21 protein-coding genes are annotated in these 23,974 nt (G+C 42.3%); 14 read left to right on the top strand and 7 right to left on the bottom strand.

The genetic code is table 11. The annotated features are described in order from the left end of the window. Positions 1-780 precede the first annotated feature (780 nt). Positions 781-1,548: a TonB family protein gene (locus H3S82_RS08925; RefSeq protein ID WP_246785259.1), complete on the bottom strand. Its 768-nt coding sequence runs from the start codon at positions 1,546-1,548 to the stop codon at positions 781-783. A gap of 878 nt (positions 1,549-2,426) precedes the next feature. Further along, a complete protein-coding gene (locus H3S82_RS08920) occupies positions 2,427-3,407 on the bottom strand; it encodes a VOC family protein (RefSeq protein ID WP_198232884.1) in 981 nt (326 codons plus the stop codon). 788 nt (positions 3,408-4,195) lie between these two features. On the opposite strand from H3S82_RS08920, the gene H3S82_RS08915 reads away from it, so the two are divergent. The 7 genes from H3S82_RS08915 (at position 4,196) to H3S82_RS08885 (ending at position 12,760) form a co-directional block, all read left to right on the top strand. After that, complete coding sequence (locus H3S82_RS08915) at positions 4,196-5,824, top strand: TIGR04028 family ABC transporter substrate-binding protein (protein WP_198232885.1); 1,629 nt, start codon at positions 4,196-4,198, stop codon at positions 5,822-5,824. 246 nt (positions 5,825-6,070) lie between these two features. Continuing rightward, positions 6,071-7,015 (top strand): ABC transporter permease, encoded by a 945-nt coding sequence (locus H3S82_RS08910; RefSeq protein ID WP_198232886.1) that lies wholly within the window; start codon positions 6,071-6,073, stop codon positions 7,013-7,015. Further along, positions 7,012-7,869, top strand: a complete 858-nt coding sequence (locus H3S82_RS08905; protein WP_198232887.1) for an ABC transporter permease — start codon at positions 7,012-7,014, stop codon at positions 7,867-7,869. Before H3S82_RS08910 ends, H3S82_RS08905 begins: the two co-directional genes overlap by 4 nt. 2 nt (positions 7,870-7,871) lie before the next feature. Then, on the top strand, positions 7,872-9,488 hold the full coding sequence (locus H3S82_RS08900) for an ABC transporter ATP-binding protein (protein ID WP_198232888.1): 1,617 nt from the start codon (positions 7,872-7,874) through the stop codon (positions 9,486-9,488). Positions 9,489-10,429: 941 nt separating this feature from the next. Further along, positions 10,430-11,005, top strand: a complete 576-nt coding sequence (sodC, locus tag H3S82_RS08895) for a superoxide dismutase [Cu-Zn] SodC (protein WP_246785258.1) — start codon at positions 10,430-10,432, stop codon at positions 11,003-11,005. A 282-nt stretch (positions 11,006-11,287) separates the two neighbouring features. Further along, positions 11,288-11,449 carry a hypothetical protein gene (locus tag H3S82_RS08890; protein WP_198232889.1) on the top strand — a complete coding sequence of 54 codons (162 nt, stop codon included), beginning with the start codon at positions 11,288-11,290 and terminating at the stop codon, positions 11,447-11,449. A 264-nt stretch (positions 11,450-11,713) separates the two neighbouring features. Then, on the top strand, positions 11,714-12,760 hold the full coding sequence (locus H3S82_RS08885; RefSeq protein ID WP_246785257.1) for a S24 family peptidase: 1,047 nt from the start codon (positions 11,714-11,716) through the stop codon (positions 12,758-12,760). A 1,022-nt stretch (positions 12,761-13,782) separates the two neighbouring features. Here the strand turns inward: H3S82_RS08885 and H3S82_RS08880 are convergent. After that, the gene (locus H3S82_RS08880) at positions 13,783-14,340 is read right to left on the bottom strand and encodes a DUF924 family protein (protein WP_198232890.1); all 558 of its coding nucleotides are present in this window, start codon (positions 14,338-14,340) and stop codon (positions 13,783-13,785) included. Positions 14,341-15,273: 933 nt separating this feature from the next. Between H3S82_RS08880 and H3S82_RS08875 the strand changes: the two genes are divergently transcribed. Further along, positions 15,274-15,576, top strand: a complete 303-nt coding sequence (locus tag H3S82_RS08875; RefSeq protein ID WP_198232891.1) for a hypothetical protein — start codon at positions 15,274-15,276, stop codon at positions 15,574-15,576. 122 nt (positions 15,577-15,698) lie between these two features. Then, complete coding sequence (locus tag H3S82_RS08870) at positions 15,699-16,661, top strand: ketopantoate reductase family protein (RefSeq protein ID WP_198232892.1); 963 nt, start codon at positions 15,699-15,701, stop codon at positions 16,659-16,661. Positions 16,662-17,076: 415 nt separating this feature from the next. On the opposite strand, the gene H3S82_RS08865 is transcribed toward H3S82_RS08870, so the two are convergent. Together H3S82_RS08865 and H3S82_RS08860 are read right to left on the bottom strand one after the other, a co-directional pair. After that, positions 17,077-17,379: a DUF2218 domain-containing protein gene (locus H3S82_RS08865; RefSeq protein ID WP_198232893.1), complete on the bottom strand. Its 303-nt coding sequence runs from the start codon at positions 17,377-17,379 to the stop codon at positions 17,077-17,079. A 297-nt stretch (positions 17,380-17,676) separates the two neighbouring features. Beyond that, positions 17,677-18,300 carry a YceI family protein gene (locus tag H3S82_RS08860; protein ID WP_198232894.1) on the bottom strand — a complete coding sequence of 208 codons (624 nt, stop codon included), beginning with the start codon at positions 18,298-18,300 and terminating at the stop codon, positions 17,677-17,679. An 820-nt stretch (positions 18,301-19,120) separates the two neighbouring features. Between H3S82_RS08860 and H3S82_RS08855 the strand changes: the two genes are divergently transcribed. Further along, entirely contained in the window at positions 19,121-20,179 is a 1,059-nt protein-coding gene (locus H3S82_RS08855) for a DUF475 domain-containing protein (protein WP_078039725.1), read from the top strand. A 148-nt stretch (positions 20,180-20,327) separates the two neighbouring features. On the opposite strand, the gene H3S82_RS08850 is transcribed toward H3S82_RS08855, so the two are convergent. Next, the gene (locus H3S82_RS08850; RefSeq protein ID WP_198232895.1) at positions 20,328-20,468 is read right to left on the bottom strand and encodes a hypothetical protein; all 141 of its coding nucleotides are present in this window, start codon (positions 20,466-20,468) and stop codon (positions 20,328-20,330) included. Positions 20,469-20,532: 64 nt separating this feature from the next. Here H3S82_RS08850 and H3S82_RS08845 point away from each other — a divergent pair, with 64 nt between their 5' ends. Beyond that, complete coding sequence (locus H3S82_RS08845) at positions 20,533-20,814, top strand: hypothetical protein (RefSeq protein ID WP_198232896.1); 282 nt, start codon at positions 20,533-20,535, stop codon at positions 20,812-20,814. Between the two features lie 588 nt (positions 20,815-21,402). On the opposite strand, the gene H3S82_RS08840 is transcribed toward H3S82_RS08845, so the two are convergent. Then, on the bottom strand, positions 21,403-21,882 hold the full coding sequence (locus H3S82_RS08840; RefSeq protein ID WP_198232897.1) for a hypothetical protein: 480 nt from the start codon (positions 21,880-21,882) through the stop codon (positions 21,403-21,405). Between the two features lie 204 nt (positions 21,883-22,086). Here H3S82_RS08840 and H3S82_RS08835 point away from each other — a divergent pair, with 204 nt between their 5' ends. The 3 genes from H3S82_RS08835 (at position 22,087) to H3S82_RS08825 (ending at position 23,914) form a co-directional block, all read left to right on the top strand. Beyond that, a complete protein-coding gene (locus H3S82_RS08835) occupies positions 22,087-22,284 on the top strand; it encodes a hypothetical protein (RefSeq protein ID WP_198232898.1) in 198 nt (65 codons plus the stop codon). Between the two features lie 572 nt (positions 22,285-22,856). Beyond that, positions 22,857-23,588, top strand: coding sequence for a glycosyltransferase family 2 protein (locus H3S82_RS08830; protein WP_198232899.1), 732 nt, complete (start codon positions 22,857-22,859; stop codon positions 23,586-23,588). Beyond that, complete coding sequence (locus tag H3S82_RS08825) at positions 23,585-23,914, top strand: lipid-A-disaccharide synthase N-terminal domain-containing protein (RefSeq protein ID WP_198232900.1); 330 nt, start codon at positions 23,585-23,587, stop codon at positions 23,912-23,914. Before H3S82_RS08830 ends, H3S82_RS08825 begins: the two co-directional genes overlap by 4 nt. Positions 23,915-23,974: the final 60 nt, after the last annotated feature.

The raw sequence follows: 23,974 nt of genomic DNA, 5'->3' as shown, positions 1-23,974 counted from the left end.
AAAGACAAGCAAATGTAACGCCCCATCGCCAGTTGTTAAAACGGGAGACGCTAACCCGGCCCGCCCCGGAAAACGACGTTGTACTATAATTGAAAATAATTAGACCGAAAAGAAAATTCGATGAAAACTCCGGATTATTAAGTCAAAATCAGATGATTAGTGATGAGACGATTGTTGAAGAAGAGCTGAAAAAGCAAAAAGGGGCGAGGAAAAATATCAGATTTGAAGCAACAGAAAAAATAAAGTTAAAAACGTTGGGAAAAAACAAATAATCAAATCCGGAATTTGCCGTGAGCACGACTTAAGAAAAAGACAAAAGCTTGGTGGCAAACTAGCTAAGCCTTTTAAGCCAATCGAAAAATATATGGCATGATCATGTTTGCCGGATATTGATCCGCATCAGAAGCATGTTTGTCTTTGAATGGATATCGTCAAGCGACAATTTTTGTGGTGAGGCGCAGTGGCAGCAGGGATATATTGAAACTGATAAAACGGCACTCTTCCGTTTTATGTGCGAAGAGTTGGAAGGGGCCTAAGTGGAGGGGAAGCAACCAGAATGTCCCTAGGGGCATTTGTCTTGTTACCAAAATTACCAAAAATTTGTCAGCCCTGAAAAACAGGCACTGAAAAATTGTGACGGGGGAAAAGGTACCCGTTATAGAGAAACAAATTTTGATAGTGAAAAATGACAGAGCGGCTTTGGAAACGTTCCGTTTTCAATAGAATGCTTCCAAAACAAATCAAAAGGCAAGGCGAGAAAGCTCAAGGAAAGGTTAAATGCTAACGCACCTCGACCGGTACAGTGAGCGCGCTATTCCAGCCTTCCGGAGGGGTTGGAATAGGGCTTGATTTTTTAACGATTTGCAAGGCCAGATTATCAATTGCAGCATCGCCTGATGACCGTGAGGTTCGCGCGCTGGTTATGTTGCCTTTCTGGTCAAAATTGAAAGTGACATAGGTTGTCGAACGGCTCGATGCTCTTGGCTTTGTCGTACGTGAAGCAATGAGCGCGATGCGACGCTGAACTTTATTCTGCCACGATGAAACAAGCCGTCCATCACCACCAAACACACGATTGGTCGTAGGAGCCGCATAGGTTGGCCCTTTCTTTGCAACAATTTCGGGACCGGATGCTTTTTGCGTTACATCGGCTTTTTTAACGTCTTTTTTCGGTTCGGCTTTACGCGTTTCTGGCTTCGGTTTTTTTACTTCCTTTTTCGGCTCGGGCTTTTTGACTTCTTCCACCATTTCGGATTTTTGTGGTTCAGGTTCAGGCTTTTCCGCTTCTTCCTTAGGTTCTTCTTTTTCCTCTTCCTTTTCCCGAACCGTTTCTTCTTTGATAACCTCGGAAATGTTTTCCACATCGGGAGCCATAGGTTCTTCGGCAAAGTCGAGCATAATCGCTTCCTGTCCGCCTCTTACAACATTGGGGTCACCGCGCATGGCCATGGCCCAAGAGATCAACCCCGCATAGATAGCGAGAACGATAATAGTAACTCCTGTCCAAAGCAGAAAGTTATTCGATTCATGTGTATCATAATTCATCATTTAAATGCTGTGCCTGAAACTATACGCTTTACCCGAAAGCTCGAAGTCAAACCGCTTCCAGCCCAAATCTTATGTAACCCGAACAACAAAATCGTTATTCGACAATTTGAATATTGTCATTCTCGAATTGCCAAGTTGCCCGATTTTTCATCATTTTTATAACCTCGCCACAGTTCAACAACCTGTTTTCGACATGACCCGCAGTCCGGCTTGATCAACACACTCATGCTCGCCTCTTACTCTTTTGAAACGAACTCAAAAAACGGCTCCGGATGGTTCCAGACATTGATCTTGCTTTGCTTCAAGCAGTTTCATTTTCCGAGTTTGCTTCAGACAGTTGAAGAGAAGTCATGCTCATTCCCGATTTTTCCATTTTCCCATCTGCCGATAGTTCAAAAAACCGGACATTTGGAAAAAATGCAAAAATACATGATATTTTTTATCAACTTAAATATTTTGTAACCCTTGTCAAGAGACTTTGTCTTCGATGCTTTGAGTGTTCATAGGAAAAAGCACGGGGAAAAAATACGGGGAAAAAGCGCGGGGGGAAAAGCGCGACCAGTTTGATTTTTCCTGCATTGATATGAAAAACCGGCAATTTTTCCCAGTAAATTGTGGCGTGGTGGTGCGAGCCTCCCGCTTACACCTTGAAAAACGCTCCGGTAATGCCGGCAAGTGTCAAACATATCGCATGCAGATTTGAGCAAGCACAACCGGTGACCGGAGAACCGGATTTGAAAAAAAGCGATATTCATTCGAGCTTGTTTAAAAGTGATAAAAAATTCGGTATTGAAAACAAATCATCGTCCGGAACGGATTTTTATTGATAAAGCAAGGCGTTCCGACCGCGATATGTGTTTGACGAGCTTGAGAAGTTATTATTTTTCAGTAAATTCATTGATTGCCCCCGAAGCAAATCGGGGAGGAATGACAATCGTTTTTTCGTTTCGATCTGCAAATGTAACACCATTTTTCTTGAGAACAGTCTTTGTTTCATCCAGATTTTTTACAAAAATGCCAAGACCTGCATAAGCATGGTTTGCTATTTTTCCAATTTCGAAACCGGAAGAGAGGCGGCTGTTGTCCTCTTTCGGAATGATACGGATGATTGCCGAATTCTGTCCTGTCGATACAACGATCTCTCCGTCATTTTCAGCTATTTTCCCGTCTTTGAAAAGACGTGCATAGCGTTTTGCAGTTTTTTCCGGCTCGGATGAAAGAAGAATAACGGATTGGAGCGCAATGGCGCCATTTTCATGGGTCATCAATTCAGAGCGCCAAACCATATCGCGGGTTTTCTGTTCACACATAAACACCTGACCGTTTGGAACTTCATTTTTCTTGAACGCGACGGTTGAAAATGCCGCCAAGCCCTGTTTTCCTCCACCAAGATCGACCGGTCTTGAAAAATTCTGAACCTTTGTGACACTAAACCCCAGTTCAGTAAGGTTTTGAGCAGCCTGTAGTGCATTGTCGATGCGTCCGGCAATCGCATAAAGGCCTTCGCCATAATTTTCGAGGTCCTGTTTTTTCTGCCGATTGGCCTCGGTTTCTTCAACAATCCCTAAAAGTTCAAAATAATCATTTTGGAACATAACTGTATAATTTGCTGTTCCTTGCTCTTTACTGTGCAGACCACGTGGCGACAACGTAAAGCCCAATTGGCGGAAACTTTCTGCGCTTTTTCCAAGATTATTTACCAGAATAAAAACATGGTCGATCCCTTTTACAGGGTGAATAGCGTTTTCCCGCGATGCTGTTTCGGCAGATAATGGCGCTTTGGCCTGTTTTCCGTTTTTTTCAACTTTGGCCTTTTTTTCAGCAATGCCGGGTTTTTGAGCTTTGGCGGAATGAGACATTATTTTATCCTGTGTTGTTTTTTCAAAAACTAGCATATTGCCATGAGAGCCGCCGAGCCAAGTTTACACTGAATTCTGTTATTTTTGGATAAAATTTCCTCACTCTTAAAGGGTTTTTAAAAAAATATTGGCTGATCTTTCGGCGTTATCGGATTGAAACTTCGAAAACAACGTAAGGCTCCGGAGCTTCAAAAAAACGGCAACGCACATGAACTTAAAAAAGAATGCGAGATTATGAGGGGCGACAAATCAAGCGATCAATTTTTTAAAACTTGGATTGCCGGTAATAAAGACCTATCCGTCCGATAAACGTCAAAAAAATATAGAGAAAAATCGGCTTGCCACCGTTAACGGCTTCTATTCGGCAAGTACTGACTGATTTTTAAAAAAGGCAGGAAAATTATTCAGACAGAACAATTGGAAATGGAATTTTTAAATTTTCATAAGCGTGAATTTTTACGAGTATTAATTTCCAATCAGTTACTGAAAATAAGAATTATTTTTTAAGTTTTTGAAAAGTTCAAAAGTCGCATCCGTTCAAAAAATCAATTGAAGCTTTATTCTTGCGGGAAGTGAATTTTCGCTATCTGGCTGCGTGAACAAGCGCCTGAAAAGGACAAATTCGGTTTATGCGAAACCGATTTTTCAGGTGAAAGGGTAAGCTGACCGGCTAGAAGAAAACAAACGACAAGAAAACCAGCAATGAGTGATGACGAGCAAAGTCGAAAATTACTGATTGCGGAAGTCGCGAATATAAAAGGCGCAACAAACCGAAGGACTGCACCGAAATGAAAAATTTGATAAAAAAATTGCTTATTGCTTCATCTGTTGTTTCTGTCCTTTCTGTCGGCATGTCGGCGCTTAAAGCAGAAGAACCGGTAAAAGGCGGAACACTGATTTATCTCGACAAGCAGGTCCATACCAATCTTTATTCACCTCTTGCCGGTACCTACACAAATGGCGGAATTTTAAACCAGATCACCGATCGGTTGACCTATCAGAACCCGCAAACGCTTGAAATCGAACCATGGCTTGCCAAATCATGGTCGTTCAATGACGACAAAACGGTTTATGAATTCAAGTTGCGCGAAGGTGTCACTTTTTCTGACGGTACTCCGCTTGATGCTGCAATTGTTGCCAAAAACTTCGATACCTATGGCCTAGGCAATAAAGATTTGCATCAACCGGTTTCGGAAGTGGTCAACAATTACGATCATAGTGAAGTTGTTGATCCCTTGACTGTGCGCTTCTATTTCAAGCGTCCTTCACCGGGATTTCTACAGGCAACTTCAACAATCAATTCCGGAATTGTCTCACCGAAAACATTGGCTCTTTCCTTTGATGCTATGGGAAATGCAACCAAAATTATCGGCACGGGTCCATACTATGTCGATAGTGAAACACTCGGCAAAGAAATTATTTTGAAGGTTCGCAAGGATTATAACTGGGCACCGGAAAAATCGGCGCATCAGGGGCGCGCTTATCTTGACGAATTGAAATATCTCACTGTTCCGGAAGACAGTGTGCGTATCGGTGCTTTGATCGCCGGACAAGCCAATTTCATCCGGCAGTTGCAAGCCTATGACGAAGAGCGTGTGAAAAAGTCGGGAAATATCGTCTATTCAGTGGGCACGCGCGGCATCAACAATTCTATTATGTTCCGCCCCGATAACGAGCTTGTCAGCGATTTGAAAGTGAGACAGGCACTCCGTTATGCCACCAACAGGCCGGAAATTCTCAAAACGCTTTATTCTTCGAATTATCCTTTAGCAACGTCGATTATGGCGCATAATGCTTTTGGTTACTCTGACCAAAGCGCAAAACTTCAATTCAATCAGGCTAAAGCCGAGGCGCTTCTTGACGAAGCCGGTTTCAAAACAGGGCCGGACGGCATTCGTGAAAAAGACGGAAAAAAGCTTGTTCTTGGAGCTTATGAAGCCGTCCAGCAGCCACAAAGTAAAGCTATGCTGCAATTGATTGCCCAGCAATGGAAGCGCGTCGGCGTTATTTTGAATGTCAAAGCCTATGACGGAACCAATGCTGTGATTGACAATCTCGACCCGCAAAAAACACCGGTTATACCGCATATGGTCGGACGCGCCGATCCGGACGTGTTGAAAAGCCTGTTTTACCCCAAAAATCGTGATGCACTCTTACAAAAAGGTGGCTTGAGCGACAAAGTGGTTAGCTTCGTTGATGATAAACTGAACAAGCAACTGGAAGATATTTCGGCAGAGACCGATCCGGTCAAACGCAATGCGGAACTCATTGCAGCAACCGATTATATTCTTGATCAGGCTTATGCCATTCCGATTTTTGAAGAACCGCAAGTTTATGGTGGCTCGTCGAAAGTCAAGGGTGTTGGTTTTGAATCTGTTGGTCGTCCGAGCTTCTATAACACCTGGATAGAAAAATAGCGGAATAATGAACAATAGGGCATTTCCGGATAGTTTTTCTAATGGAAACGCAAAGCACTAGCTGATCATTTTGCCGAAGTCGCAGTTTCAAACAAAATTTTCGGCAAAATGGCAATGTCGGCATCTTTGGTCGGAAATCTATTGTTCATTCTGTTCTTTTTAAAAGTCAGGTGTGTTTTTTCAAAAGACTTTCGCTGAGAATAAAAGGCGAAAGCACGGGATCAGAAAAACCTGAAGGGTTTGATAATGCTCAAAATCGGTTTTTATCGTCTGTTACAAGCCATTGTCGTGCTCTGGGCGGCTTTCACTGCGACTTTTATTTTGTTGCAAATTCTTCCCGGTGACGCAATTCTAATCAAGTTTCTCAATCCGGAATATGGGTTGAATGCCAGCGAAATCGCCAATCTGCGCACGAATTACGGCATTGATGAACCAAAAATTATTCAATATTTCAAAACGATAGGCAATTTTTTAACCGGCGATCTCGGCTTTTCTGTACAAGCGGGTGTTCCGGTTTCCGATCTCATTAAAACAAATCTTCCTGCCACGCTGAAACTAGCCGGCTTGGGATTTTTGGTGGCACTTATTCTGGCTTTTTTGATTGCTTTATTGTTCAGTTTCTCACCGTTCCAAGGCTTAAGAAATTTGTTTTTCGCGCTTCCTGGTCTTTTCCTTGCTATTCCATTGTTCTGGCTTGGCATTGTATTTGTGCAAATATTTTCTTTTTATCTGGGGTGGATCTCTGTCATTGTTCCTGGTCCCATTGAAGCGATGATATTGCCGGTTGTGGCTTTAGCTATTCCGATTTCAGCGCCACTTGCACAAATTCTGATGCGCTCGCTTGATGAAATCGAATTGAGCCCGTTTATTATGGTATTGAAATCCAAAGGTGCTTCGCATTTCCGTATTCTGGTTTGTCATTGCCTGCGCAATAGTGCACTTCCGGTTTTAACAATAGCAGGATTGCTGTTCGGAGAATTGATAAGCGGAGCGGTGGTGACTGAAACAGTCTTCGGTTTGAATGGCATCGGCAAAATAACCGAACAGGCTGTCCGTTCGCAGGATGTCAGCGTTCTTCAGGCCATTGTTGTGGTCTCGTCGGCCGCTTTCGTATTTATAAATCTCGTCATTGATCTGTTTTTCCCGCTGATCGACCCGCGACTGAGACAAAGAACCGGAGGCAATAGATGAGCAATAACACTTTGACTGGCGTGTCGCATTTTCCGGAAAAGTCGGGGAGGCTTAAAATGGCATCGATAAAACCCGGACTTGTTATCGCTTTCGCTATACTTATTATCGCGTTTCTGTTTGTCATCATGCCTTCGGTCTTTACCTCCTATAGTCCGATCGAAGAGGTGGGTGACCATCTGAGCGCCCCGAGTTTTGCCCATATTTTTGGGACGGATGAATTGGGACGCGATCTTTATGCGCGCGTGGTTTATGGTGCCGTTCATTCATTAAGCGGGGCTCTGGCTGCAGTTCTCTTCGGTTTTGTTATCGGTGGTTTTCTTGGGCTTGTTTCGGGAAGCATTGGCGGATTTATCGATACGATTATCATGCGTGTCGTCGACGTACTTTTATCCATACCATCTTTGCTCTTATCGTTGAGCGTCATTACCCTTACAGGTTTCGGGAGTTTACAGGTTGCTGTGGCTGTCGGTGTCACATCTGTGGCAGGATTTGCAAGGCTTATGCGAGCCGAGGTGTCGCGCATCAAGAGCCTTGATTATATCGAGGCGGCTTATGGTTCTGGGGCGACATTTTTTGCCGTTATCCGCCGGCATATTCTCCCCAATGCTTTTTATACTGTTGTCAGTTACGCGGCATTACAGTTTGGTCATGCCATATTACAAATTGCTACATTGGGATTTCTCGGCTACGGGGTCGAGCCGCCAACTCCCGAATGGGGACTTATTATCGCCGAAGGGCGCAATTATATTGCAACCGGTTGGTGGTTGACGACAATTCCGGGGCTTGTCACCATTGCTCTGGTTTTGAGTTTCAACCGCATCAGCCGCTTGTTCAGTGCGAAGGGCAGGTGGTGAAAATGCCGCTTCTTGATGTTCAAAATCTTTCTGTTTCCTATTTTGATAATGGACGCTGGAACGAAGTCACGCATAATGTCTCTTTCCAGCTCGAAAGTGGTGAAGCGTTGGCTCTTGTTGGCGAGTCCGGTTCCGGAAAAACGACAACCGCGCAAGCAATACTCGGACTTTTGCAACAAAATGCCCGTATCGAGACTGGAAAAATTTTCCTGAATGGAGAAGATCTCGGGCGTTTTTCAAAATCGCGCCTTGAGGCTTTGCGCGGTAAAGTCATGAGCCTTATTCCGCAAGACCCGTCTTCTTCTCTTGATCCGCTTATGAAAATCGGTAACCAGATCGGCGAAATTTTTCGCATTCATAAAGCTTGTCCGCCGCGTCAAATCAAATCGCGAGTGGTCAAACTTTTACGCGAAGTAGGGCTTGATGAACCGGAATTGCGAGCCGAACAATATCCGCATCAATTGTCGGGAGGAATGCGCCAACGTGTTCTGATTGCCATAGCAATTGCACTAAAACCCCAACTCATTATCGCAGATGAGCCTACTTCGGCACTTGATGTAACGGTGCAGAAACGCATTCTCGATCTTATCGACGATATCCGAGTGAATTCCGGTGCATCGCTCCTCATGGTCACTCACGATCTTGGAGTCGCATCCGACAGGGCTGACAAGATTATTGTCATGAATGAGGGGCGTGTTGAAGAGGCGGGAGAAAGCCAGATTGTTCTCTCATCTCCGAGGCAGGACTATACGAAAAAACTGGTCGCCAATGATCCGTCGTTAACATTGGTTTCGCCACGCCCCAAGAGATCGGGTGACGGAAAAACAATTGTCGAAGTGAAAAACCTTGTCATCGATTATGCAGGAAAACAATCATTCCGTGCCGTTGAGAACCTTTCCTTCAAGGTCAATCGTGGAACAACCCATGCAATTGTGGGAGAATCCGGCTCCGGAAAAACAAGCACTATCCGCGCACTCTGCGGTTTTATCAGACCTGGCGGTGGAACAATTACGATAGACGGTAGCGATATGATGGATCTCAAGGGCGAAGAGTTGCGCCATTTCCGCCGCCGTATCCAGCTTGTCTCGCAAAACCCGTTCGGCTCGCTTGATCCGCATTATACGATTGGTAAAATTATTGAAGAACCTTTGCTGAACTATCCCCATGAGGATAAGTCGAAGAGGCGCGCCCGCGTTCTGGAGCTTCTCGATCAGGTGGAATTGCCAAAAAGCGTATTTGACCGGCTGCCGCGAGGGCTTTCAGGTGGTCAACGCCAACGTGTGGCTATTGCCCGTGCTTTGGTTCTCAATCCCGATATTGTTGTTCTGGACGAAGCAGTCTCGGCACTCGATGTTACTGTCCAGGCACAAATATTGGCGCTGCTCGAACGTTTACAAAACGACTATAATCTTACCTATATTTTTGTCAGCCACGATTTGTCTGTCGTTCGCCAGATATCCGATAGTGTAACAGTGCTCAAACATGGTCACGAGGTGGAAAGCGGCAAGGTTGAAGAAATATTCACTCATCCGCGCGAAACTTATACAAGAGAACTGATTGCTGCTATTCCGGGCAAGAAAAATGCACTTCACCAATCGCTTTTGGGAGCACAATTATAACCCTTTCGAAGGAATAAATGTTTTCAGTTTTGGTAAAAGATTAAACTCGACATTGATTAAACTTGCGATTGATTAAACCGGCAATTGATTAAAAATGTGATCGGGAAATAGAAAACGGACTTTTCAAAAAAACCGTCCTTATCAAATCTTGTCAGGTTGCAATGTGTTTTTTTGAGGGGCTTTTGAAACAGGAAATTTCGCTGCCCGAAAAAAGCATTTTCCATCGATGAAACTTTAAGAAATTAAATCACGGCATAAGAATTTAGCCGTTAGCCTGTAACGCGAAAGGTAACAAAGCATATTTCTATTGAAAGTTGCTGAAAATAACGAATTGTCGGAGTTATTATAGAGTCGCCAAAGCTGAACCTGATGTCCTCATGATCATTTTTGCTTCAACGCTTTTTACAAAAACAAGATAAATATTTCATATTTTTGTATGAAATTTTCGCCATTCTAACGTTTTTGTGAAAGCCTGTCGCCCGAATGGGCCGGAAGAAAAATCGAAAAAACAAATAAAATAATTACCTAAAATACTGATTTTTATGTAATTTTCTGTAAAAAGGGAGAACAGGAAAATGTTCGTTTTGCCAGGATTTTACCGAAATATTAAGATTTTTATTTCAAGAAATCCCGTAAAATGCGTGCTTTAGATAATTATTTTTCTCCTTCTTAGAATAAAAATTTAAAATTTTTGTTAAAAATTCGCAGATGTGAACGATCCCCTATTTGAAACATGGGAGGTAAGGCGCTATAACAAATCGTCTGCAAACGGCATGGGCATAATGCGTTATCCGTTATGCGGATAGAAAGTAATATAGCTAAAACGCTGTGTAAAATTGCTGCGCCGGGGGTGGTTTGGTCGCGCACCCTTTGCCGCGTTGAAGGTATTTTGCAAAATTTTCATTACCTTCGGGTATCTAGTTGTCTAAGGAAGTTTTTCAATGAAAAGATGTATGTCTGTCTTGGCTCTTTCTCTGCCACTGACGGCCTTCGCGCTATCACCTGCTGCGTTTGCTGCAAGTGGTGAAAAGACCTCTTCGCAATCTCCTCAATCTTTGTCGGTCGAGATATATCGGGCAACAGAGAATGGGCTGGGACATCAAATGGGGAATGTTACTATTACTGAAAGTCCGTACGGTCTCGTCTTTACGCCGGATTTAAAAGAATTGAAGCCGGGTCTTTACGGATTTCATGTTCACACAAATCCAGACTGCGGCTTGATCAGTAGAAATGGCAAATTCGAGATTGCCGGTCGTGCCGGTGGACATCTTGACCCCAAGGAGACAAACCAACATTCCACACCATGGGATGACAAAGGGCATCTCGGTGACTTGCCGCCTCTTTATGTAGATGAAAATGGCAATGCCACACTTCCGGTTCTGGCACCGAAATTGAAAAAGCTTTCCGACGTGCGTGGGCATTCGATTATGGTTCATGCCGGACATGACAATTACTCCGATCATCCGGAACCGTTTGGCGGCGGCGGAGCACGCTTCGGTTGTGGCGTTATCCGTTAAATTAGCTCTTTAAAAGAAAGGCTCCGAAATGAGGGAGCCTTTTTTATTGGTTGTTCCAATAGAACCACTTAATAATGAGTTCGGCTCTATCGGATATTGCCTGAGCGAACCGGCTTAACATGACCGATCCGGCTCTATTAATAATGAGTTTTTTCAATCAGTGGTTTTTAGAGCTCTTACTCTTTTCACTTTTACTCTTTGCATCGGCAGGATGAGCTCTTTTAGCCGGTTGGTTTTATCTATGTGAAAGAAATTCTCTGGCTGTTATTCCGGAAAACAGGCATGGGAGTTAAAATTATGTTTTCCCGCATTTCTCCGTTAAATCCACGCGGGTTTTCTTCAAAAAGCTTTTATGCCCGATTGGATATTGCCGTTGACGAACCGGTATTTCTTACTGTCACCAAAGTTTCTTACAATCATACGTATGAACGTACCGGGGCATGAACGTACCGGCCTATGCTATGAATTGTATCGGCTTTCTAGCTCAATTTCCGTGAAGCTTTCAAATGATTTGCTTTCGAATAAGGCTTAGAGAGAGGAGCTTTATAATAAACTCTTTTGGAACATAGTTGCGCTCATCCCGTTTCAATACAGCAATCGAAAAGAAAACCGGAACGGCTCGAATAATGCGGGACTGGGCACTTAAAGCTTTGGCAGACAACAAAGCCTCAACGAAGACACTTATTTTCGAAAAAAGAAAGGAAAACGATGGGCGTTTACATGGGACGTGACTTATTTTCTGCGTCCACGCAAATGCGTGAATTGCGTGAACGTGCAGGCTTGTCCATGGAAGAAATGGCAAAAAGTCTGGGCGTTGATGGCAAAGCTACGATTGAACTTTATGAAGATGAAGAAAAATTTTCACGAGATTATTTCCCGATTGCCCTTACAGAAAAATTAGCTCGTATATTGATTGGTTTGGGCAAGCCGTCAATTCGCTCGGACGAGGTTTGGGCATTGGCATTGCCTGATGCGCGTACAAGACTTCTTGTCAATCGCAGGGAAGCCCATAATGAAAGCGTCACGGTACGGATACCGCCGGAAATGGTCACAGGCCAATTGGCGGCCAATATCATGCAGATGTCCGAACATGAGAAAACAGAAAAGAGCAAAGCCGAGCCAGTGAAACAATCGCCAGAGCAGGCTGCAAAAAAAGCTGATAACAGGGTCCGTTGCGAAAAAGTTGAAGCGATAGATAAAAATGAGGAACACTCTATAAAACATTCAAGAGAAAATGCCATGAAAACACAATATCAACCGGTTCTTATAGATGAACCATTTGAAGCATATGAGGAAAATCGTTTCGCCAGTGTGGAAGATAGTCTCGTAGATTTCGAACAAAATCGGCTGCTACCGGTTTATGGGCAAGAGGTTGCCGGTGAGCATGGTGAATTCGACCTTGATGGAAACATATTGTTTGAAGTCGGTTGTCCGCCACAACTCAATCAATCGATCAATGCTTATGCGCTGGAAGTATCAGGCGAAACCATGTGGCCACGTTATCAAGATGGAGAAATTGTCTTTTGTGACCCGTTGCGGCGTGTCAAAAAGGGTGACTTTGTTGTTGCACAAGTGCTTGAAGACGACAGTTCAAAGGCGCCGAAAGCATTTGTCAAAATGTTTTCCCATCACAACGATAAAGAGTTGGTTCTCGAACAGTTCAATCCGCCACAAAAACTGGTTTTCCCTCATGATAAGGTGCTGTCGGTTCACAAAATTACTTTTTCCGGCTCATCTTCCGGAGAAGCACTTTAACAACTTGATATTTCCGGTTCGAAATACGGTCGGAAAACAAGGCTGAAGGTCAGTCGAGACCTTCAGCCTTTCTATCATCCACAATCTTTCAAAGAGCCATTGCTCAATGTTTTTATTCCTTTTTCCCCGTCAGATATCAAGGCACTAACAAGCGATAGCTAAAGTGAAAGGTTTTTCATTACTCTACACATGATATGGTATTGAAACAAAAATCATTTTTAACTAATTGAAATTAAAAGGTATTTTAAAGTTAATAAAAAATAAACAATGAGTTGACAAAATGATTCAACAATAAAGCGCTTCTCTTTGTTTAAACACGTAAATTTATGCTCAAGTGTTGATTGACGGAATTTCGGAAAAGAACGCTGATCTATTGAAAATATTCCCCGTAAAAGCTGACCACATTTGGTAGTGAAAAACAGCCGGATCTTGTCTTTCCGATATGGGCGGGATTTTGTATCTGCTCTGATTGAAGGGGGTTTATATCCGAACACTTTTCGTAAAGGACGTGGATTTTGCCGGTTATCGTTCCGGTGAATTCGATCAATCGGCCGGTAAATATTTTTACGCATTAGTCTTCACCATACATAATCAAGTTTTGGAATTTTTGTGCAGTGAGCCGAACTCCGGTTTGAAACAGGGGTAATGCATGAAAAATCTGACAAATTTAGAGACAGTAGATTTAAAGACAACAGAACCATCACAACCATGTTCGAAATTTATGGCAGCCAATGTTGAAAACGATGGCATCATATCGGCAGATTCTCATCTAAATATTCTGTCGAAAAATTTTATTTTGAAATGCCAATTGCAATGATTGGTCATGTTTTTATCGGAAAAGTCGGCAAAGTCTTTCAAGGCTCAAGGGATTTATTACGGCAAAGCTGCAACAGACAAGTGTGTGATGCACCGAGAGGCGCGATGGGAGACGCCGTGTGACAATGGGCAAAGGTCTTTGACTGCCATGAAAATAGTTCATTCATTTTCTGATTGGTAGTCTTTTACGTTTTGGCCGAAAGCTGCTAATTCCGGTCATTATTATTGTTTTTATCAAGAAAAATCTGTTCGTCAGGGCTGGTCTTGCGGCCAACAATTTTGTTGCGTTGAGGAAAGCGACCGAATTGCCTGATGATGTCGCAATGAATTTCGGCACTCTGCAACAAGGTTTCATTTTTTAGTGCGGTAAACAGTTCTATACTTTTTTCCTGATCGGCAATTTTTTCCGAATGTTCAAAAGGCATGTAAAGAAAGCCGCGCAATTCGGGAGCAATTCTTTGATCGGTCTGTTTTTCAAGAGCAAGCTGTGCGATTTTGCGTGCATCGTTATCGCTGCAATATGCTCTGGGGTCATCACGGAACATGTAGCGGGGAAATTGATCCAATATGATCGTTAGAGCCAGAAGACCTTCATCGCTTTCCAGCCAATGTTTCAGGCGTCCCGAAAGAGCAGCACGCCAAAGTGTCAGAAAATTCTCGCGTATGAGCGCGTCAAATTGTTCGTCCTGACCAAACCATTTATCTTTTCCGGCATCAAGCCAAAAGGAAATAATCTCACCCGGTGTAATTTGTAGTTTACCCATTGACGCGCCCCCCGAACGTTGGGTCTTCTGAAACACTACATTGTTAATCCCTGTATTATGCATCCAATTTTCTTAAATTAAAAGACGATAAAACAGGTTTTATTATGGTATTTGTTGTTTATGGCTCGTAATTAACAATTTATAATAATTATAGACGGATTCATACAGCTTATCGTTTGCTTGTAGACTTATGAAAACAACAATTTGAGGCTATGACTCCAAATCAGATTCCTTTTTTCATGAATGGGTTGAATATCGATAAAGAGGTGTTGAATTATTGATTTCAGCTTTTGCTATTAAATCCTGCCAGAGCACATGAGTTTCATAAGCCTTTTGCTTTCCGATTATAATAAATGCGACCAAATCGATATTTTTCTTAATTTCGTTCTTTTATTTTTCTATGTGTTTACAATGAAATGCTATGATCATTCACGCCTTCACATGAGAGATCTTGATACAATCCGTGTCGAACGAGTTTTACCAAATTGAAAGACGCGGCTTGCGTTAGAAAAAGAATTTTTCAAGCGAAAACTGCGCTTAAAGCTTGAAGGTGACGAAGCGCCTATGGGTTATCCGGCTTGAGATTAAAAAACCGAAAGATTGGAAAATGTTTTGAAATGAGTCCCGATTTTTTTAACAGGGGAAAAAACCTGAAAGGGAAAAAGCGTGAGAGAAAAAACATAAGCGAAAGAAATGTCGGACGATTATTATAATGCTATGTTTTTATATTTAACAGTTTGAAAAATAAGGGTTTTTAATTCTCTATCACGGTTTCGTGATCACCCCACAGAGATGTGACTGGCATCATTGTCCAAGCGTTCTTAACTCCATTTCATAAAAGGGATTTCGAAAAGATGGTCGAAACAATCCCGAAATCGGAAAACCTGTTTTCAGATGGCAGTTTTCCGAAAAAAATAAGAAGGAGAGTTTATTATGAAAAGATTAATGCTTGTTGCTGCTGCTTTGCTATTAGGTGCTAGCAGTGCTTTCGCTGGTAACGGTTTTGGCGATGGTAGCCGGGTTAACCACTATGTCATCGGTCATTCTGGCAATGTTCCGAGTGACCAATTCAAAGGTAATGGTAAAGATAAAGCCTACTTCTATCGTGGCGATGGTTCGGTTGAGGACTCCTACTATCCGGGGCGTCATCTGAACTCTCCTGTTTCCCGGCATGGTGTGAGTGATCAGGAAATGCATAATTTTGGTGATGGTTCGCCAGTAAATCATAATATGTAATTTCATCATCGTTACGATTTTTGAAAACCCGGAGGGAACCCCTCCGGGTTTTTGTTTGCGATTTTGTCATTTGGCCGTTAAAACATACCAAAATATTGATAGACGAACGGGAGATCTAAAAAATGCCGAAAGTTCTGATATTGGGTGCAGGTGGTATCGGCGGCTATTTTGGTGGTCGTCTGGTAGAGGCGGGAAAAGACGTTACTTTTCTGGTTCGCCCGAAAAGGCAACATATACTTGCCGAGCATGGCTTGCGTATTGAAAGTCCGGCCGGTAACGTAACCGAGCAAGTCAATACTGTTACGGATGGAGAACTTTCCGTTCAAATTGCACAAGGCAAAGTTTATGACTATGTCTTTCTCACGGCAAAAGCCTATGATCTTGAGAGTGCAATCAACTCGATACGCCCTGCAATGGGCAAAAACACCGTTCTTATACCAGCCTTGAATGGCATGGCCCATATTGATCGTCTGAATAATGAATTCGATCATAATAATGTCATGGCGGGTTCGGTTATCATTCAATCAACACTCACAGCAGATGGGGTTGTGTTGCACTTGAATGACGATGCATTTGGCGTTTTCGGTCCCCAACAAGGTGGAGAAGATCAACGTGCCGCGCTTTTTGCAAGCCTGTTCGACAAAGCCAAAGGGGTGGACGTGCGCGCGGTACCGAACGCCATGCAGCGCATGTGGGACAAGTGGGTCCGTCTTGCTACGCTTGCCGGAATGACGTGTTTGATGCGAGCCAATGTCGGTGAAATCAATCGTGCTCCGGGCGGACAAGAAGCTATGATGGATTTTCTGAACAAAAATAGCCAGATAGCAAAGGCTGCCGGCTTTCCTCTTCACGAGGGGGCAAGCAACAATATTGGTATTTTTTTCAAAGATACCCATTCTTTGGCAACCGCATCCATGTTGCGCGATATTGAAGGAGGCCACCCGACAGAAGGTGATCACATTTTGGGCGATTTGTTAAATCGCGCAAAACGTTTCGGTATTCCGCATCCTCTTCTTTCTCTGGCTTATACCAATGTCAAAGCCTATGAAGAGCGGCGTTTATCGGGGCGTGACCAAAAAAAATAGCAAATATGAAAGTCACCTAAAATACAAGCTGAAGATTGGTGGCGTTTCTATTCAGGACAAAAAGTCCGAAAATTGTTGTCGACTTTTGCAATGCCAAAGGCGATTGCTTTTTGCCGACCACCCAAATCTCTATTCCGGTTCACGAAGACTGCTTCAATTCGAAATTGCTTGAATTCGAAAATATCGGATAGGGTAGGGTTTTAACCGGTGGCAAGATTATCGACCGGAAGGATGCTCTTTAAAAGTGCGAAAACGCCGCTATGCGAAACTCAAAAATGACGTCGGAAAAAACGTGAAAGTCACTATGTCGGCGAAAGAAAAGTGGAAATCCGGACACAGAAACCCGTGCAGGGCAGCAAAAAAGGAGCGGCTAAGAAATCGCTACCCCTTTTAAATTCAATCTGTCTATCAAATATCAGGGCAAGGTTTCACGATGCCAGTCGATTGAAAGCTGCTCTTTGAATGCAAAACGTAAAATATGTTGGTCAAAAATCCCCTCGATCTTGATTGCTTCAAATTCGTTAGGAGTCGTAATCTGCACTACCAGCGATGCTTTTTCAGCAAACATATCAACAGTCACATCATCCGAAAAAGGAATATGGGCTTCCTTTTCCGAAAATGTCGTATCGGGAAATTTATGACTCCAATGTTTTGCAAGTTGTTGGAGATATTTGCTGGCATTCTCGGTTTCGATCATTGCACGGGAGCGGATTGTCATTGTGTGGTCCTTCAATTTCGCTTGTCGGTAATGATGCATAGATAGGAATTCCAACCGGATTGAGCTATAGGCTTTCTCAAAAAACAACCGTATCACTATCAATCCTCTTGGCTGCTGTCCGGCCTGACTTGCCTGATGTTGATGGGAAAGAAATAGACACAGGCATTTGTTCTTATCTTAATAACACAAAGAAAAGTCGAAAAACAAAACCGGCTTCAAGGCATAGCACCTCTCGCCGGTTTTGAATGACGAATATTATCTATTCGGTCTTTCGTTATTCGTTAACAGATAATCGGTTTATTCGGCAGGCTTGAATTCTGCTTCAATAATCAGATTGACATCGTCGCTCAACGGTCCTTCAAGCTCGCTTACGCCGAATTCGCTACGCTTGATGACTGTTTTTGCCGAAAAGCCGAGGGCCGGTTTTTTTGTTATCGGATGGGAAGCGATGGTACCGTTCAATGTGACATCAAGTACAACGGGCTTGGTCACACCATGAAACGTCAAATTGCCGGTAACCTGACCGGTTTTTTCACCTGTCAATTTGATTGCTGTAGATTGGAAAGTAATAGTGGAGAATTTTTCTGCATCAAAAAACATCTCGCCAGCAATCTCTTCGTTAAATTCGTTAGGCGTTTTGGGATAATTTGTATCAACCGATTTCGGATCGATCGTAACGTGCAAAACCGATTTTTCGACATCGTTGGCATCAAGATCGAGTTTTGCTTCGATTTTGTCAAAACGACCATAATAATTGGAAAGGCCGAAATGTTTGATGCTCCACAACAGATTTGTGTGGGCATCATCCGATACATAAGCACCCGTCGGAATATCAAGCTTTACTGCCTCAGCTCCAAAAGTTCCGAAAAAAACACTTGGAACTGTCATCATAACAGCAATGATTGTTTTCTTGATAAACATAGTCTCGTCTCCGTAAATGTGAAATGTCTTATTCCAGATATTCAAATATTCAGATATTCTAGCGTTTTTGAAATAAGTGGGAAGTGCCGACAACAAAGACAGAATGTTAACAGATCATTGACAACATGAATACCATATCAGCATATTTATTTTAGCTTCGGATTATATTCACACATCTGAAAAATAACGTAGTGATCCAAGAAAAAATAACGTAGCAATTTATATTTCGGTTAAATTATATTATTAAGAATAATATAATCATGTCAATAAATTTATGTTTTGAATGTTGAAAATCATTTTTAAAAATAAATTACAGTAATAAATTTAGTTAAAATTAAAATGAAATATTTTTTATTTAAAATAGAATTATAACGTGAAATATGGAACACTATTTTTTTTAAATTCGGTTTCATTTAACAGAAAAATTCAATTTCAATCTATATTTTAGTTTGAATCCGCTTCCGGATATCATTTGTAACAGTGATCTTGTGTTCAAGAAAATACCGCGCTTGACGGGGTCTATAAGCATGAGAAGGTCATACCATTCGAGGAAGCGATTTTTTAGAAAACTATTTGCTCCGCATCAGAGATGAAGCAAATTATGCTAGCGTCATTGAGGCTATCGTTTTATTCTTCAGGGAATTTAACAGATAAAGGAAATTATCTTTTCAAGAGAAGCTGTTAACCTTTTTCCGATTGTCGGTAAAAGCCCCTTGCGTTTTCACTCTTATGTTTCCATATAGGATTTGTTTGAGGACTATTAGTCCTGAACCGGTAAACGCCAAGAGCCTTTTCAAGGCTGCTTAAAAGAGGAAATAGGATGAGCGTTTTACGCTATTTTACCGGCGCTTTTATTTTTACAGTTGTCGGTCTGAGCCTCGGCATGTGGCTCGGCTATGTTGAAACAGGTTCGACAAGTGGCATATTCGAATATCTGTTTATTTGTTGTGTGCTTGGCGTTTTGGAAATATCGCTTTCATTCGACAATTCCATTATCAATGCGCGTATCTTGCGTGATATGAGCCCGGTTTGGGAACATCGCTTTCTTACCTGGGGCATTGTCATTGCGGTTTTCGGAATGCGGGTGATCTTTCCATTGACTGTGGTGGCTTTTGCCGCGTGGATTAGCCCCTTGCAGGCACTGAAACTCGCCATATGGGAGCCGCAACATTACGCTGATATCATGACAGACGCGCATGTTGGTATAGCCGCATTTGGTGGTACTTTTCTTTTTATGGTGGGGCTTAAATATTTTTTTGATCCGGAAAAAGATACGCACTGGATTTTGTTTCTTGAAGGGCGCGCCAAAAAATATGCGTCAATCCACGGTATCCAGATTGCTATTACACTTGTTCTTGTGCTTATTTTTTCCAGCCTCGTAAAACCGGAAGATGACCATACATTTCTGGTTTCGGCAATTTATGGCTTGCTTGCATTCATCGCAGTTGAAGGCTTGGGCGTTTTGATGGATGCCAGAAAACACACAATGGAAAATGTGTACAAGGGAGGTGTTGGCGCCTTTGTCTATCTTGAAGTGTTGGATGCGAGTTTTTCGTTCGATGGTGTGATCGGCGCTTTTGCGCTTTCCACCAATCTTTTTGTTATTGCAATCGGTCTCGGGATTGGTGCCTTCTATGTTCGTTCAATGACAATTCTTCTTGTCGATAAAGGGACACTTGCACAATATCGCTATCTGGAACACGGCGCTTTTTATGCCATTCTGGTACTGGCTTTTATCATGTATTTGCAGACGATTATTCACATACCGGAAGTTGTTACCGGTGTTATCGGAATGGTGTTCATTCTGACCGCGCTTTATTCTTCTATTCGTTTCAATCGTAATCATCCCGATTGGCATCTGAATATTCCGAAAGATTAGACGCGCCGGAAAGTTTGTGCGCATTTGTGCCATTGCCAAGCTGCTCTTGATGATCAAGAAGCGGTCATTTGGCTTCCAGTCGTGTCAAGCGGTCTATATAAATCTGTTGCGTTTCGTTCAAGACATCATCCAGTCTTTTTCCACTCATTCAGACATTTAATGATTCCGGCCGAGTTCCCCATTTTTCAAGGTGGTCGTCAGGCTGAAAGTTGCCGACAATTGTCGTGACCGAAATAACACCTGCCCAAATCGGGGTGGCATAATCTTCCTCGTTATCGTGAGGTTCCAACGGGCAGCATTTCCGCGATTCAAATAAGATCGTCAAAAAGAACAGGAATGCTCAGAAAAAAAAGGTGGAAAGCGGAGAAGCGGCAAATCTCATGCATCTCAACCCGCCACGACAAGGACTTCATTTAGCTCTCATACTTGATAAAAATATCAACGATGTAGCATTGGAGCCCAAATTGCATAAAGCCGGTTTTGCCGTTCGCGCAATCTCGCACTATTGCCGGAATAGTCGCGAGAACGGCCTGATTATGGGATATTGCGGCTTTTCGCCCGAACTTTATGAACAAGCAGGCGGGACCATTTCTCATATAGTTGCCAATGAAGTAAAATATAATATTTATAATTAATAACAAAATTGTATCTATATTTGATTATTATTTAAAAAAATAATAATAGTTATATTCAATATTAAAATAATATTTATATTTATGGAAATGAAGGAAATAATGACAATTTTTAAATTTCCTTAAAAATGATATTTCGAAAAGTTTAAAGCGAAAGATCAATTGAACATTTAAAAAATAAAATAAATTCAATGAGAGAGTATTCTAACCTCGACATTAGGGTGTTCGTTTTAGATCGGTTTTTGCCCAAAAGCGGATAATTTATTTTTTGCTTGTCCTATAACTACATGAAATGAATTTTCGCCTTAAAGAACAATATTGTTTATGAGCATTTTCCTACGCTCAAATAACAAAACGGAAGAGTGGGAGAATAAAAATTCGAAAAAAGAAAATTCAGTATCATTCAAAGAATAAAGCCAATCGAATAAATTGAAGGTTATTTCATTCGATTACTCAAAAAATAGAAAGAATATGCTTATTCAAACGACGTTTGATAAATCAGCAAAATTATCATTTTTCCCGTTTTATATTTAAAAGTAGAGAAAACGTCTTGTCATAACTATAAAAATTAATTTCAAAATTATTGCACTTTCATAGCTTGTTTGTCGGCGGCAAATCATCCTTCATTGTTGTAACAAACTCTCTTTGTGGAACGGGCTCGGCTTCAGGCGTCGGCGAGGGATTTTCCGGTATGAAAGAAGGGGGAACCTCTGGTAGCGGCGCGGGATGTTGAGCGGGAGCGGGATTGAGAGGGGCAGTGGGCAAAGGCTTGTTATCGGGTAAATGCGTATCCGGAGATGATGGTGTGATGGTCTCTTCCTGCGCAAAACAATAAAATTCACGACCAATAATGATGAATATCAGGCCGGTAAATAGCAGAAATCCTAAAATCATATAAATCCACGTGAAATCGGGGATGTGCCTATCAAAAAACAGCGCCTCTGCAAGGGCCTCTGAACTGCCAGTAATAACGAATGAACCTGCGACAGGCGCTAAAAGCACCATTGTAACGCCTACTCGCCCTAAAAGGGTAAATCTTTGTCTTATCAATGTTCCTGTCAGTTTGTACATTTCAACTTTACGCCATTTTTTGTTCTTTCGAAGGTGAACGAGTTAAAAACATATAAAGTAAATAAACAAGATAACCGACGAACGCGGTGAGAAAAAATAAAAACTGAAAATGTATTAAAAGCACTTCGATTTTCTCTCTCGAAAACTTATATAATAAGATATATTATAGTGTTTTATTTTGTCCAGTTTATCTATAGAATATTGATGAATAAAATTGATGAATATGGAAATTGGCGAAAACAGTTTTTAACAGGTTTTGGTCCTCTGGACATAACGGAAACAGAACTTCTGTTTCAACAGAGGGAAAATTTTGTTGGCAAGCCGACTAGCGTAACCTTAAAAACCATCTGCCAAGAGCTGCAACATCACAGTCATAAAACCGGTGTTGCTTCATTACAATGATGCATCAGGACAATGGATATCATCACTGGCGAGACCATGATGGCTTTAGCAGAAATTGTTTTTCAAGATATTCGAGCAAAACCGGGCTCACGGAAAAGCAGAAAAATAACCTGATAGATTACTCCCAACATGCGACGTTAGCCAAAATTCATGGCGAATTGAACAAGAGCTAAGAGAGCCTAAAGAAAGGCAAGAGCCTCTTTGTTTTTCAAGCTTTTAACTTCTCCGAATTCAAATTTCTCTATTCGAATTTTTCTCCGAATTATGCGAATTCAGCTTTTGTACGGCGTTCCAAATGAAACTTTTTGATTGATAGGATTGATCAAGTGGCTTTCAGAACTTCACCATGAAAGAAAATCAAAAAAACAAAAAAGCAGGCTGTTTCAGTTCCGAAATGATAACGAGACGTTTGCCTCTGGAAAAACCCGAAAACAGTGATTGCTATGGAAATGCGAAAGGTAAGCTCGATAAGGTTTTTAACAGTTTCAGCCACATGTAACCATGCGCTTCATGGACACTTGCGGTTTTCAATGCTATTCAGTTGCGCGTAGTATCGGAACAAAGTTATATAAATGAAACTATCTGTCGTTATTCCCTGTCGTAATGAAGCTGAAAATCTGGCCTTTTTGCTTGATGAAGTCGATAATTCCATGCAAGGCCGCGATTACGAGATTCTGGTTGTGGACGATGGTTCGAGTGATGATACACCTCAGGTTTTATATAAACGCATGAGTGAAGGTAAGCCCTTGCGCCATATCCGGCATGACCGTTCAGCCGGACAAAGTGCTGCGGTGCGTTCGGGTGTTTTTGCCGCCACCGGCGATATTGTTCTGACAATTGATGGAGATGGACAGAACAATCCGGTCTATTTACCGAAGCTTGCCGATGCGCTTATTGCAGCAGGGCCTGATTATGGGCTTGCAGCAGGTCAACGTTTGAAACGTACCGATACGAAATTGAAACAGCTTTCTTCCAAACTTGCCAATAAATTGCGGCAGGCAATTTTGAAAGACAATACGCGTGATTCAGGATGCGGGTTGAAAGCAATTCGCACCGATCTATTTCGACAATTGCCATTCTTTGATGGTTGGCACCGTTATCTTCCGGCGCTGGTTCTGCGGGAAGGATACAAAACCGCGCATATTGATGTGATTGATCGCCAGCGTGCGCACGGGCATTCCAATTACGGCATTCTTGATCGTGGTCTTCGGGGAATATTGGATCTTTATGGTGTCTGGTGGCTGCGCCGCAGGCGCAAAGTTGTTCCCAAGGTAACAGAAATTAGTGCTCGGAGCGAAAAATGAGCGAGTTATTCTCACAATTTGCCCAATGGCTCCATGATGTCTTTGTTGCCCAGTGGGATGGCTGGATTGTGCTGGGTTTTGTTGCGCAGGCGCTTTTTATGATGCGTTTCGTTGTGCAGTGGCTTGCCTCGGAAAAAGCAAAGAAAAGCGTTATGCCGGTTGCTTTCTGGTTTTTCTCGCTCGGCGGAGGAGTTCTTTTATTCATCTATGCAATCCGCCAGAAAGATCCGGTATTTATTGCCGGTCAGGGATTGGGACTGATTGTTTACATCCGCAATCTTTCCTTGATCTATCGCGAAAAGAAACACAAACATATGACGGAATGATTTGAACTTCAGTACCAAAAGCTGAAAGTTTTTAATGCGCCTTTTCCGTGAAACGTAAAA

The sequence above is a fragment of the Bartonella sp. M0192 genome (assembly GCF_016102305.1).
In the GTDB taxonomy this organism is placed as follows: domain Bacteria; phylum Pseudomonadota; class Alphaproteobacteria; order Rhizobiales; family Rhizobiaceae; genus Bartonella; species Bartonella apihabitans.
This window is presented reverse-complemented; position numbering and strand designations above follow the sequence as displayed.

Bases quoted from the DNA above. Each gene is read 5' to 3' on its own strand.
- H3S82_RS08835 (WP_198232898.1), top strand. From the start codon at position 22,087: ATGAATAAAATTGATGAATATGGAAATTGGCGAAAACAGTTTTTAACA.
- H3S82_RS08870 (WP_198232892.1), top strand. From the start codon at position 15,699: ATGCCGAAAGTTCTGATATTGGGTGCAGGTGGTATCGGCGGCTATTTT.
- H3S82_RS08910 (WP_198232886.1), top strand. From the start codon at position 6,071: ATGCTCAAAATCGGTTTTTATCGTCTGTTACAAGCCATTGTCGTGCTC.
- H3S82_RS08890 (WP_198232889.1), top strand. From the start codon at position 11,288: ATGGGAGTTAAAATTATGTTTTCCCGCATTTCTCCGTTAAATCCACGC.
- H3S82_RS08865 (WP_198232893.1), bottom strand. From the start codon at position 17,379: ATGACAATCCGCTCCCGTGCAATGATCGAAACCGAGAATGCCAGCAAA.
- H3S82_RS08905 (WP_198232887.1), top strand. From the start codon at position 7,012: ATGAGCAATAACACTTTGACTGGCGTGTCGCATTTTCCGGAAAAGTCG.
- H3S82_RS08825 (WP_198232900.1), top strand. From the start codon at position 23,585: ATGAGCGAGTTATTCTCACAATTTGCCCAATGGCTCCATGATGTCTTT.
- H3S82_RS08885 (WP_246785257.1), top strand. From the start codon at position 11,714: ATGGGCGTTTACATGGGACGTGACTTATTTTCTGCGTCCACGCAAATG.
- H3S82_RS08860 (WP_198232894.1), bottom strand. From the start codon at position 18,300: ATGTTTATCAAGAAAACAATCATTGCTGTTATGATGACAGTTCCAAGT.
- H3S82_RS08915 (WP_198232885.1), top strand. From the start codon at position 4,196: ATGAAAAATTTGATAAAAAAATTGCTTATTGCTTCATCTGTTGTTTCT.
- H3S82_RS08855 (WP_078039725.1), top strand. From the start codon at position 19,121: ATGAGCGTTTTACGCTATTTTACCGGCGCTTTTATTTTTACAGTTGTC.
- H3S82_RS08875 (WP_198232891.1), top strand. From the start codon at position 15,274: ATGAAAAGATTAATGCTTGTTGCTGCTGCTTTGCTATTAGGTGCTAGC.
- H3S82_RS08925 (WP_246785259.1), bottom strand. From the start codon at position 1,548: ATGATGAATTATGATACACATGAATCGAATAACTTTCTGCTTTGGACA.
- H3S82_RS08880 (WP_198232890.1), bottom strand. From the start codon at position 14,340: ATGGGTAAACTACAAATTACACCGGGTGAGATTATTTCCTTTTGGCTT.
- H3S82_RS08900 (WP_198232888.1), top strand. From the start codon at position 7,872: ATGCCGCTTCTTGATGTTCAAAATCTTTCTGTTTCCTATTTTGATAAT.
- H3S82_RS08830 (WP_198232899.1), top strand. From the start codon at position 22,857: ATGAAACTATCTGTCGTTATTCCCTGTCGTAATGAAGCTGAAAATCTG.
- sodC (WP_246785258.1), top strand. From the start codon at position 10,430: ATGAAAAGATGTATGTCTGTCTTGGCTCTTTCTCTGCCACTGACGGCC.
- H3S82_RS08920 (WP_198232884.1), bottom strand. From the start codon at position 3,407: ATGTCTCATTCCGCCAAAGCTCAAAAACCCGGCATTGCTGAAAAAAAG.
- H3S82_RS08840 (WP_198232897.1), bottom strand. From the start codon at position 21,882: ATGTACAAACTGACAGGAACATTGATAAGACAAAGATTTACCCTTTTA.